This is a genomic window from Stutzerimonas stutzeri RCH2, from assembly GCF_000327065.1.
Classification (GTDB): Bacteria; Pseudomonadota; Gammaproteobacteria; order Pseudomonadales; family Pseudomonadaceae; genus Stutzerimonas; species Stutzerimonas stutzeri_AE.
On sequence record NC_019938.1, the window covers coordinates 1 to 9,865 of the forward strand.

The window sequence follows — 9,865 nt, forward strand, 5'->3', positions numbered from 1 at the left end:
ACTGGATTAGTCGGCGAGTGCCAGGGCCAAAACCCCGACAGCCTGCGCGCCTTTCATTGGTTGGGCGGTGGCAGGCATACCCAACACCAGCGGAGAGAATCAGTGTCGATTGCCTATGGTCGCCCAACGCAAGAACCTGTCCCGTTTCCTAGAGAACTCGCTGTCTTGATCGTGAAGAAGGCGTGTCGAATGGCAGAGAAGTTCGAAAACGAGTGCATCGACACAATGCAGCGTGATGCCCGACGCGCCCTGCAGCGTGGCACCGATCCTGCCGCCATCGTTCAGCAGCTCGGCCTCTGAAAAACAATCACCGGAAATCAAACGGCGCGGCGGTAAACCCACTTCAAAAACAGGTCATGCAACGCGCCAATCGCCAAGAAGTACAGGAACCCAGCGGCGTATAGGCCTGCATCGATCCACCAGCGCAGATCCCGGCTGCTGATTTCCCCAGCCAGGATATGGACTGCGTAAAGGACCGCCGCCCCGACCAGCCAGGCAGCAATAGCCAACGCCCATGCCTTCCTGTTCAGCGCCTCGTCTAATTCCTTGTTCATCGCATCCCCTCCGTGGTGGCAACTGCCCTGTTACTTTCAAGCATAGCTGAGCTAATACGGGCAAATACGAGCAGAAAGGCCTTTATTTCCTTTTGTGATACGTCTAAAGTGCAACGATATTAAGTGAGCACCTTAAATGCAACACAGGGAGACCAGCCATGTTCGTCCGCGCCTACCTTCGCGCCTCAACCAGTGAGCAGGACGCCAGCCGCGCCCGTGACGCGCTGGAGCAATTCGCCGCCAACCACGGTCAGCACATCGCGTGCGAGTACCTGGAGAACGAGAGCGGTGCCAAGGCCGACCGCCCCGAGCTGCTGCGCCTACTGAAGGACGCCAAGAAGGGCGACGTGCTCCTGGTCGAATCGATCGATCGCCTATCCCGCCTGCCGGCCGAGGACTGGCAGAAGCTGAAAACCGCTATCGACTCCAAGGGGCTGCGCATCGTCGCGCTCGATCTGCCGACCAGCCACCAGGGCATCGCCGACACGAAGGGCGACGAGTTCACCGGCCGGATGCTGGCCGCTATCAACTCAATGTTGGTGGACATGATGGCCGCCATCGCCCGCAAGGACTACGAGCAGCGTCGGGAGCGCCAGGCGCAAGGCATCAAGAAGGCGAAGGAGGAAGGCCGCTATAAGGGGCGTCCAGTCAACCAGGAGCTGCATAAAAAGATCCGCGAGCTACTGGCCGCCAACTTTGGGATTCGGAAGATTGCCAGCCCCAATTGGGCCGATTGCTCAACGACTACCGTGCTCAAGATCCGTGACCAGATGATCGAGGAGGGGCTGCTGCCGGCGCGCTGATTAGCTCCTTAGCGTGAAGGATCTAATCGGCCGGGTTACTTCCCCAAATCATTGTTTAGGGAAGTGATCGAGGCGCGCTAGAGTGTCGGGCAACCGACAACCCTACCCGGCAGCGCCCGACATGCCCGCATTCACCCTCGGAAGACTCGCCAAGCTCTACGGAATGCACCGCTCGACCGTCTATGAGGCCGTCGAGAAAGGCCGCGTATCTGCTGGGCTGGATGGGAAAGGGCAGAAGGTAATAGACCTGTCAGAAGCGATCCGCGTATGGGGCGAGCCACCGACAGACCCGACAGCAAAACCAGACACCCGACAGCCGGCGCCAGTGGCTGACCCGACACACCCGACAGACGCCCTGCAGCCGCTCCTGGAGGAACTGCGCCTGCTGCGTGAGGAATTGGCGGGGCTGCGTGCTGAGCTGCGATTGATCGAGCACAAGCCGGCTACGCCACCAGTGATGGAGAAGGGGGGCGAGCAACCCCCGTCCGGTCCAGTGGGGTCGTTTGCTGACCTTCTGAAAACACTGGATGGGTAGACAGAGATAATTGGTTGAGTGCCGTTTCGGCGGCGAGTAACATTGCGGTAGTTTTTCTGATTCCAGAAAAGCAAAACCCCCCAACGAGGACCAGTCGAAGGAGGGTTTAAGAACCCGAAGGTTCGACGGAGTTACAAGAGGAAAGCTTGCACACCGGATTTCACTTTTTGCGTTTGCGACGCGCTTATGGCTTTAGCCTTAAGCTAAGTGAATTATCAGTACAGGTGATCCTTTGCGTCAATGCATTTATGCATAGCGCGCATACCCCCGCCGGCCTTCACCGCACAGGAAAGATGCGATGAAGATCGAGACACACCGCCATTCAGGCAAGCAAACCGCCGCAGATCTCGGTATCTCCGAGGCAACCCTCTGCCGCTGGGCCAAAGACCCCCGCTTCCCTCAGCCGCTGCGCATTACGCGACGAGTGGTTCGCTACGACCTGGAAGCGATCAAACGCCACCTGTCCGGGGAGGCGTGATCTATGACCGTCCATATTCAAAGGCCCTCAATCGGCCTGGCGATGCCTGCTGCCCTGTCGAAAATCAGCCCCATTGAACACTTCAAGTCTCTGCCAAAGGCACGCAAAGGGTCTGGTGAGTGGTGGGCTGCCTGCTGCCCGGCGCATGAGGACAAAAGCCCTAGCCTCGGTTTCACAGAACACAGTAACGGCGACATCGGCTTTGTCTGCCGCGCTGGCTGCGACAAGGAAAGCATTCTAGGGGCGATGGGCCTAACCTGGTCGGATGTGTTTGCCGATGGCATGACCTTGACCGCTCGCGTCCAGTACCACCGCAAGAACCTGGAGAGCGAGCGGCGAAACCTGGACGTCCTTGTGAGCATTGCCGAGGCCAACCCGGCCGACGTGCTGGAGTCTGAAATCCCATTGGTGGCGAAGTCTCAGGCGCGTTTAGAGGCGATTGCCGCCGAGCTCAAAGAGATTGAGCGCGCCCACCTGGATATGCCGCTGGAGTCTCCGCAGGCCATCTATCACCCGAGCCAAATCGTCTGGAGGCAGGACAAGGAAACCGGCGAGCTGTCATTCGTCCGGGCGCAGGGAACCGCCGAGAACCTGTCGCGCATGGTGAGCGCCTACGGGGTTCGCATCCGCTACAACGAGCTGTCGCGCGACGTAGAGATCAGCGTGAACGGGAAGCGCCCGACCGGCGACCTAGCGCGCAACGTGTCGCTGTCGCTGATCGAGGACTTGTGCAGGATCAACAGCTACCCGTACACCCAAGCTGGAAGCCACCTAGATCGTCTGGCAGCTCAGGACGCCTACAACCCGGCGCTGGATTGGGTTCGCTCGCGCAGATGGGATGGAGGCGAGCACGTCCGGGCGCTGTTCGAGTGCCTGACGCTGGCCGACGAGAGCAAGACGGCGATCAGCTGGACGCTGTTCCGGAAGTGGTTCCTAGGCGCCGCGGCGATCCTGAGCGGGCACGCCAACAAGTTCGAGCATGTGCTGATCCTGGTAGACCCGCTGGGCGGCCTGGGCAAGACGCGGTTCTTCAACAGCCTGTGCCCGAAGGAGTTCCAGGCGGACGGCGTGACGCTTAATCCGGACGACAAAGACTCGGTTCTTCTGGCCGTGAGCAAGTGGCTGGTGGAGCTTGGCGAGATCGGGGCGACCTTCAAGAAATCCGACATTGAGAGCCTGAAGGCGTTCCTGAGCCGCGAGACGGACGAGATCCGTCCGGCCTACGCACGAGCCGCCAACCAGTACCAGCGGCGCACCGCGTTCTTCGGTAGCGTGAACAACGTGCAGTTCCTCATGGATGACACCAACAACCGCCGGTTCTGGCCGATCCAAGTTGCTGCTGTCGAGTACCAGCACACCGTCAACGTTCAACAGGCGTGGGCGGAAGCCCTGTCACTGGTCGAGGCCGGCGAGACGTGGCATCTCAACCCGGAAGAGAACCGCGCCATTGCCGAGCACAACGACGCATTCCGCAGCAAGGATGCCGTCGAGGAGCTGATCCTTTCCAGCTACGACCCGGAAGACTTACGTGACCGCTGGCTATCCGCTACCGATGTGCTGCGCGAACTAGGGTTCGACAAGCCCGCTCGAAGTGATTCGCTCAAGGCCGGCGCGCTACTCCGGAAGCTGTACAAGCACCGGATGCTGCGCGGGACAACCGTCTACCTGCTGCCAGATCCGATAATGGAGGCCCGGAAAAGGATCTACTAAGTACTGATCTACGACCCCGCCTACGGAGCGGGGTTTTTTTCGCCTGGGCGTGGTGGGATGTGGTCAATGTGGTGGGATCGTGGTGGCTTCTTTTTGAGATCCCACCATGGCTGAAACCCGCGTGGCACTAGGGCTGTAGGCGATGTGGTGGGATGTGGTGGGATCTTTATAGAAGTAAATCTGTATGGGTATTGCTGTATAGGAGTCGAGCGCCGCCGATTACACACCGTTTTCCCCTAACTGAAACATACCACCACATCCCACCACTTTTGGCTGAAACCCGCGTGGCACTAGGGCTGTAGGCGTGGTGGGATCTAGTGGTGACATCCCACCATCCCACCACTACGCCAGATTCGTGACCGATACCCGCCACCAGTTCGCCAGATTTCAACCAGGAGCGCGCCAAGGTGTGCGCCGATGGCGGAAACCCCGTTTCGGGGTAGTGGGTAACTCCCCCCAATGGGGGATGTGCTCAAAAGTGAGCCGATCCCTATTGACCCGTGTTCTACCGTGTTCTATTGTGTGTCACACCAGAACACAGAGGAACACACCATATGCCCCACCTGACGCTCCGACTACCTGACGAAACCCTGAAACAAGTGGATGAGCTGCGCGAGATGCTGGAGAAGCAGAACGGCATTCCTGTTAACCGAGCTGATGCGCTGCGAATGCTGATCGCCAAGGGGATCGAGCAGCGACTGAAAGAGGACGCCAAGAAATGAGCGCATTCGACAAGCTCAACGACGCGATGGCCGAAGTTCATCAAACCGGCTGGGTAGAGTTCCAATGGCCGCTGTATGAGCCGAAGCTGCGCGTCACCTTGGAGAAGAACGCAAACATCGTTTTCATTTGGCTGGGGATGGACGGCAAGGGCCGTGATATCGGAGCCAGCGAGCTGCTGAAACTGATGGAATCTTTCGAGTAAGAGAAGGCGCTGACCCGGTGCTACCAACACCAGGCCAGCTACACACCGGCAACCACTGAGAGGCACGCCGATATGCAACGCAAGAATATCACCGTTCGACTGTTCAACCTGGCCGGGGAAGTCCTGGGCAGCCTCACATTGCCGGCATCGTTCCGGCTGGCCGATCTGGCCGCGCTGAAGACCTTGGGCACCGCCCGCGTGGAGGTTCTGAGCTGACCGACAGTCGGCTTAAAGAACTGAATCGCCAACACGATAACCACGCAAACCATGCGGCTGTTCGGAACCTGGGGAGGGACCGCAGCCGCAGCTCAAGGAGTGATACCGAATGACCGCAATGACCGCAGAAGCAAACGCCACCGCAGTGACTGAGCCCGTACTAGCACACCTGACCGACGAGCAGCAGAAAGCCATTCATGACCTGCTGGAGGCCGAGCGACATCACACACTCCATTACTGGACGGTGCTTAACGAGCTGCGCGCACAAGGCAAGCTGACGGAGTGGTACCGGGAGAGGGGCGCAGGCAGCCAGGCGCAGATTGATGCATTCCGAGCCGATCGGACGGCAGTAAATCAAGCACTGTTCGGCCGCAACAGTCTCAACGAATGGGAGAACTTCGACGAAGAGACGCTGCGAGAGATCCTGTAGACCGTCAATTGCCACCAGACCCCGCCACCGAGCGGGGTTTTTTATGTGCTCAGAACTGAGCACGTTTCGTGCACCAAGCGTTCAGCGATCGTTCAACACCTGTTCAACGCCAGTCGGTATCCATGAAAACCCGCCTGTTACGCAGCGCGCCGCGGCAGATCCGCGCTTTGCGCTGAATCGCTGACTGGTGATAAAGATTAGAATCAAAAGTCAGCCGCCCGGGGCGCAGACCAGCCCTTTGCCGCTGTTACAAGCCACGCCAGCCGCTCGATACGCCCATTCCGCCACCCTGCCCACAGCCAGATCGCGAACGCCTCGCCACGGCGATTCTGGAGCCTCTGAGAGATACACCAAGCCATCACCAGGGCGGCACCCGTTACGCCACTGTTACACCTGACAGCAGGCCGGAGCAGGTGCGCAAAACGCTGGTACGCAAGCCGGTGCGCACGGAATCGGTACTTTCCAGGTGCGTACCGCGCTAGTCGAAATTACCAATTCTGGTAGTTCCGATAGGCACGCCCCCCGCCCGACACACCCGACAGACACCCCGACAGCTCGCCAGACGTATCACTTTGCCTGTCCGTTATTTAGTGCAACGACTGCCCCTCACCTTGACCCCTGAAAGCCCCGCCGCATCGCCCTGGATGGCGTCTCCGATCTGTTGCACCTGAGGCACACCTAAAAACTACTGGATGAATACACACTAAAAGCTTGTCTTCTGCTCGAATCGGCATATCATGTCAACTATGACGACATGTCGTTTTTTATTACATAGCAGGGGCAGAAAATGGCATTTACAGAATCTCAGCAGCCGACCAAGCGCCGCGGACGTGCCAAGGACGTGACTAAGCGAGAGGTAGAGGCCGCCCGTAATCGCCTACGCGATGCTGCAGCGGCTGGTGATGTTCAAGCCTGCGCCGCCCTGATTGCCCTAGCTGAGAACAAGCCACCACACCAGGACGCCGCCGCATGACTGCCAGCCGCTCTAGAAACCGCCTCACTGACGTAAGTGCTACAGCTCAGTGCGCGCGCCTCTTGGAGCGGCTACAGACCGGCTCCATCAATAGTTTCGAGATCGTTTCGGAACTGAATATTTGCCGACCAGGCGCCCGCATTGCTGACCTTCGGGCCGGCGGTCACCCGATCAAGACCCACCTCTCCGACCTGATCGACGAGCACGGCTTCAAGCATCCCCGCGTGGCGACGTACTACCTCACAGCTGCTGAGGAGGCCGCAGCATGACCCCCGAAGAGTTCAAGGAACTGCGCCGCCAAGAGGCGCGCCAGACCATCCAGGCGATGGGCCTGAAGATGACGGCCAAGCCGAACGGGCTGATCCACATTCACGGCCGCGGCCTGGACGTAACCGTGCGGGATCTGGCCTCGCTGCAGGAATCCGATTTCAGAGGGGCGTGGTGATGCATCCCGTCCAACTGGAAACCGGCCCCCGCTTGCACCGCGCCGCCCAAGGCCTTCCTGAGAAATTCCATGTCCGTCTGAAACAGCAGGGCCGCACGTTGGTGGTTCTGCAGGGCGACACCGAGCAAGAAGCACACGAACGCGCTCAGCGGCTCGCTGACGCCCTTTTTAGCAATCAAGGAGGGTGGACCATTGAGCCAGCCTGACCTGCGCGCGGTGCAAAGCACTGCCGATTATGCGAACGGACCAGACGGCACCGATCTGGAGACAGCCCTGGAGCTGATGGCAGACCTCCTGAAAGGCCGTGAGCCCCGCCCCGCTGATGACGCCAAGACATGGACCGCTGCGATGCTCCAAGGCGGCGCCCTGGGCATCTATGGCGACTTCTTGTTCGGCGAGGCCAACCGCTTTGGTGGTGGGCTGATCGGCTCGCTGGCAGGCCCGACAGCGGGCGCAATTGAAGGCCTGGCCGACGTGCTCTACCGCGTCCGCGATGGAGACGATGCCGCAGCTGCCGCCGTCCGGTTCGGCATCCAGCAAACGCCCTTTGCCAACCTGTTCTACACCCGTGCCGCGCTGGACTACCTCGTCCTGTACAGCGTGCAGGAATCGCTCAACCCCGGATCGCTACGCCGTATGGAGCGCCGGATCGAGAAAGAGAACGCCCAGCGCTACCTGCTGGCCCCCTCAAAAACACACCTCGACCCATTCGGGTTAGAGCGTTGATCCCTTCGGAGAAATCACATGTGCGGAAGTAAGCTGATCAAGACCATCCATAAAATCCACGACCCTCTCGACCTCGACAACAAGATTCTCGACAAGGTGGGTCTGCCCTCCCTGGCTGGCAAAGAGAACGGGCTGATGCCTGATCTCCTGAATGGTCCGGCCGAACTCACCGGGTCAACCGTTGCGAACCCCAACGCCGCGCCAACTGAAGTGGACGGCGGCGTACTGGCTGCCCGTGAAGATGAGCGCCGCCGCCGCGCCGCCGCTGCTGGCTACGGCAGCACGATCCTGAGCAGCAGCCTCGGCGCTGCGCCAACTGGCCGCAAAACTCTGCTGGGGGTTTAAGCATGGACTACGAAAGCATAGCCAACGCCTTCTACGGCACCCCTGTTACGCCCCCGGACGCTCCGGATTCGCTGCTGGGTAGCGGGAAGGCTCCCGAACCAGTCAGCCAGGCGCCAGACGGCCACATCGACGAAACGTCCTCAACCGAAAGCATCGCTGACGCCTTCTATGGGATGAGTGAGCACCAGGTCCCCGCCGATCAGCACTACCCGGAGCTGGCCGACTTCTACGAAAACATGGAGCGCGAGGACCGGATAAACGGCGAAGAAGTCGACAGCGCCGCATTCCACGCCAGCAGCACCGCCCTGCAGCAGTTCGCGGCCGAGGCAGGCTTCGGACGTGACCATATGCGAGCCCTGATGACGACAGTGAACGACACCGTCACCGCCCCGATTACCTCCCTTGAGCAGCTAGAGGCCCGAAACGAGCGCTGCCTGTCTTCTCTGAGGACGTCCTGGGGGAGCGAGTTCGACCAAAACATGGCGTACGCCAAAGCCGAAGCGGCTCGCCTGATCAACACCGTCCCCAATGCCGGCAAGGTGCTGGATATGGGCGCCGGATCTGACCCCGCCCTAGTGAAGCTGCTGGCCGAAGCCGGCCGCACCCGGGCACGCCGCAAATAACCCCCACACCGAGAAGGAACAAACCATGACCGCCACCGCCCGCAACATCGACGAAGTAGAAGTCAGCCTCGACGCACGCCGCCAGGCTCTGGAGCTGCGACAGGAACAGCTCGAAGGCGAACACGAAGCCGCAGCACTGGCCGCAGCAGAGGGAGACGATAATGCGACCAAGCGCGTACCGGCCATTAAGCAGGAGCTGCGCGAGCTGCAGGACGAGCTGACCGCGCTTGATGCCGCCTGCCGCGCCCTGGATCGCCGCAAGCATGACCAGCGTATCAATGAGCGCGTTGCCGCCGTGAAGACTGCAGAGCAGGCAATCCCCGGCGCTTGCCGATCGCTGCAGGCGTCATGGAGCAAGCTGGAATCTGCTTTCGCAGAAGTCGGCGCCGCCTGGGCTGACGTGAAGGAAGTAGCACAAGCCACGAATTCCCATGCCCGAGCGTGCCAGCAGCCAGGCGTCATGCCGAACCGCATAGAAACCCGCAACGATATTGCGCTCGACGCCTTAGCTGGCCTTGCAGGGAAACTGCTCTTCATCGCCACCCAGGACGAGATCGAGCCAAACGGCGTGCGCTATGGGAACAGCCCTGTCGTCCCGGAAGAGGTACGCGAACGCATCAACACCATCCTGGAAGCCATCCAGCGTAATGCCGTCATGCATTCGGCGCGCTCAGTGAAGGCGATCCGGGAATGACACCCAAACAAGAGGCCTTCTGTCTGGCCTACATCGAGACAGGCAACGCAAGCGAGGCCTACCGTCGGGCCTACAACGCGGAGAACATGAAGCCGGAGACGGTGAACAACAAGGGCTATGAGCTGCTGCAGAAGGGCGAGATCAGGGCGAGGCTGGCAGAACTGCGTGAGCCCATCCTGGAACGCCACGGCGACACCGTAGACAGCCTGCTGGAAGAGCTGGAGGCAGCGAGGGCGCGGGCCTTGGCAGTTGACCGGCCATCTGCCGCGGTATCGGCCACGATGGGCAAGGCGCGCCTCCTGGGGCTCGACCGTCAGCAACTGGATGTGACGGTGGATTTCAAGGTCGGCTTGGCTGACAAGCTGAAGGCCGCACGGGAGCGAGCCGGCCGGGTTTAGGTGGGGCAAA

At 60.3% G+C, this 9,865-nt stretch carries 16 protein-coding genes; 15 read left to right on the forward strand and 1 reads right to left on the reverse strand.

The annotated features are described in order from the left end of the window. Positions 1 to 317: 317 nt before the first annotated feature. Entirely contained in the window at positions 318 to 554 is a 237-nt protein-coding gene (locus PSEST_RS21445) for a hypothetical protein (RefSeq protein WP_015279011.1), read from the reverse strand. Between the two features lie 158 nt (positions 555 to 712). Here PSEST_RS21445 and PSEST_RS21450 point away from each other — a divergent pair, with 158 nt between their 5' ends. The 15 genes from PSEST_RS21450 (at position 713) to PSEST_RS21515 (ending at position 9,855) form a co-directional block, all read left to right on the forward strand. Continuing rightward, positions 713 to 1,357, forward strand: a complete 645-nt coding sequence (locus tag PSEST_RS21450) for a recombinase family protein (protein ID WP_015279012.1) — start codon at positions 713 to 715, stop codon at positions 1,355 to 1,357. A 121-nt stretch (positions 1,358 to 1,478) separates the two neighbouring features. Continuing rightward, positions 1,479 to 1,892, forward strand: a complete 414-nt coding sequence (locus PSEST_RS21455; RefSeq protein WP_051035542.1) for a hypothetical protein — start codon at positions 1,479 to 1,481, stop codon at positions 1,890 to 1,892. A gap of 298 nt (positions 1,893 to 2,190) precedes the next feature. Continuing rightward, the gene (locus tag PSEST_RS21460; RefSeq protein ID WP_015279014.1) at positions 2,191 to 2,370 is read left to right on the forward strand and encodes a helix-turn-helix transcriptional regulator; all 180 of its coding nucleotides are present in this window, start codon (positions 2,191 to 2,193) and stop codon (positions 2,368 to 2,370) included. Positions 2,371 to 2,373: 3 nt separating this feature from the next. Further along, complete coding sequence (locus tag PSEST_RS21465) at positions 2,374 to 4,080, forward strand: VapE domain-containing protein (RefSeq protein WP_015279015.1); 1,707 nt, start codon at positions 2,374 to 2,376, stop codon at positions 4,078 to 4,080. A gap of 554 nt (positions 4,081 to 4,634) precedes the next feature. Further along, entirely contained in the window at positions 4,635 to 4,802 is a 168-nt protein-coding gene (locus tag PSEST_RS22225) for a hypothetical protein (RefSeq protein WP_015279016.1), read from the forward strand. Then, on the forward strand, positions 4,799 to 5,005 hold the full coding sequence (locus tag PSEST_RS21470; RefSeq protein ID WP_015279017.1) for a hypothetical protein: 207 nt from the start codon (positions 4,799 to 4,801) through the stop codon (positions 5,003 to 5,005). Before PSEST_RS22225 ends, PSEST_RS21470 begins: the two co-directional genes overlap by 4 nt. A 72-nt stretch (positions 5,006 to 5,077) precedes the next feature. Next, positions 5,078 to 5,221: a hypothetical protein gene (locus PSEST_RS22230; protein WP_015279018.1), complete on the forward strand. Its 144-nt coding sequence runs from the start codon at positions 5,078 to 5,080 to the stop codon at positions 5,219 to 5,221. Positions 5,222 to 5,330: 109 nt separating this feature from the next. Beyond that, the gene (locus PSEST_RS21475; RefSeq protein WP_015279019.1) at positions 5,331 to 5,651 is read left to right on the forward strand and encodes a hypothetical protein; all 321 of its coding nucleotides are present in this window, start codon (positions 5,331 to 5,333) and stop codon (positions 5,649 to 5,651) included. A gap of 969 nt (positions 5,652 to 6,620) precedes the next feature. Then, positions 6,621 to 6,893 (forward strand): helix-turn-helix domain-containing protein, encoded by a 273-nt coding sequence (locus PSEST_RS21480; protein ID WP_015279020.1) that lies wholly within the window; start codon positions 6,621 to 6,623, stop codon positions 6,891 to 6,893. Continuing rightward, positions 6,890 to 7,069, forward strand: a complete 180-nt coding sequence (locus PSEST_RS21485; RefSeq protein WP_015279021.1) for a hypothetical protein — start codon at positions 6,890 to 6,892, stop codon at positions 7,067 to 7,069. Before PSEST_RS21480 ends, PSEST_RS21485 begins: the two co-directional genes overlap by 4 nt. Before the next feature lie 192 nt (positions 7,070 to 7,261). Further along, positions 7,262 to 7,795, forward strand: a complete 534-nt coding sequence (locus tag PSEST_RS21495; protein WP_041757275.1) for a hypothetical protein — start codon at positions 7,262 to 7,264, stop codon at positions 7,793 to 7,795. 18 nt (positions 7,796 to 7,813) lie between these two features. Further along, positions 7,814 to 8,140 (forward strand): hypothetical protein, encoded by a 327-nt coding sequence (locus PSEST_RS21500; protein WP_041757277.1) that lies wholly within the window; start codon positions 7,814 to 7,816, stop codon positions 8,138 to 8,140. A 2-nt stretch (positions 8,141 to 8,142) separates the two neighbouring features. Next, positions 8,143 to 8,763: a hypothetical protein gene (locus tag PSEST_RS21505; RefSeq protein WP_015279023.1), complete on the forward strand. Its 621-nt coding sequence runs from the start codon at positions 8,143 to 8,145 to the stop codon at positions 8,761 to 8,763. 25 nt (positions 8,764 to 8,788) lie between these two features. Continuing rightward, complete coding sequence (locus PSEST_RS21510; RefSeq protein WP_015279024.1) at positions 8,789 to 9,457, forward strand: hypothetical protein; 669 nt, start codon at positions 8,789 to 8,791, stop codon at positions 9,455 to 9,457. After that, positions 9,454 to 9,855, forward strand: coding sequence for a terminase small subunit (locus PSEST_RS21515; RefSeq protein WP_015279025.1), 402 nt, complete (start codon positions 9,454 to 9,456; stop codon positions 9,853 to 9,855). The genes PSEST_RS21510 and PSEST_RS21515 overlap by 4 nt, the downstream gene beginning before the upstream one ends. Positions 9,856 to 9,865 lie beyond the last annotated feature (10 nt).

Excerpts from the sequence above, each read along its gene's own strand:
- PSEST_RS21445 (WP_015279011.1), bottom strand. The coding sequence starts at position 554 with ATGAACAAGGAATTAGACGAGGCGCTGAACAGGAAGGCATGGGCGTTG.
- PSEST_RS21450 (WP_015279012.1), top strand. The coding sequence starts at position 713 with ATGTTCGTCCGCGCCTACCTTCGCGCCTCAACCAGTGAGCAGGACGCC.
- PSEST_RS21455 (WP_051035542.1), top strand. The coding sequence starts at position 1,479 with ATGCCCGCATTCACCCTCGGAAGACTCGCCAAGCTCTACGGAATGCAC.
- PSEST_RS21460 (WP_015279014.1), top strand. The coding sequence starts at position 2,191 with ATGAAGATCGAGACACACCGCCATTCAGGCAAGCAAACCGCCGCAGAT.
- PSEST_RS21465 (WP_015279015.1), top strand. The coding sequence starts at position 2,374 with ATGACCGTCCATATTCAAAGGCCCTCAATCGGCCTGGCGATGCCTGCT.
- PSEST_RS22225 (WP_015279016.1), top strand. The coding sequence starts at position 4,635 with ATGCCCCACCTGACGCTCCGACTACCTGACGAAACCCTGAAACAAGTG.
- PSEST_RS21470 (WP_015279017.1), top strand. The coding sequence starts at position 4,799 with ATGAGCGCATTCGACAAGCTCAACGACGCGATGGCCGAAGTTCATCAA.
- PSEST_RS22230 (WP_015279018.1), top strand. The coding sequence starts at position 5,078 with ATGCAACGCAAGAATATCACCGTTCGACTGTTCAACCTGGCCGGGGAA.
- PSEST_RS21475 (WP_015279019.1), top strand. The coding sequence starts at position 5,331 with ATGACCGCAATGACCGCAGAAGCAAACGCCACCGCAGTGACTGAGCCC.
- PSEST_RS21480 (WP_015279020.1), top strand. The coding sequence starts at position 6,621 with ATGACTGCCAGCCGCTCTAGAAACCGCCTCACTGACGTAAGTGCTACA.
- PSEST_RS21485 (WP_015279021.1), top strand. The coding sequence starts at position 6,890 with ATGACCCCCGAAGAGTTCAAGGAACTGCGCCGCCAAGAGGCGCGCCAG.
- PSEST_RS21500 (WP_041757277.1), top strand. The coding sequence starts at position 7,814 with ATGTGCGGAAGTAAGCTGATCAAGACCATCCATAAAATCCACGACCCT.
- PSEST_RS21505 (WP_015279023.1), top strand. The coding sequence starts at position 8,143 with ATGGACTACGAAAGCATAGCCAACGCCTTCTACGGCACCCCTGTTACG.
- PSEST_RS21510 (WP_015279024.1), top strand. The coding sequence starts at position 8,789 with ATGACCGCCACCGCCCGCAACATCGACGAAGTAGAAGTCAGCCTCGAC.
- PSEST_RS21515 (WP_015279025.1), top strand. The coding sequence starts at position 9,454 with ATGACACCCAAACAAGAGGCCTTCTGTCTGGCCTACATCGAGACAGGC.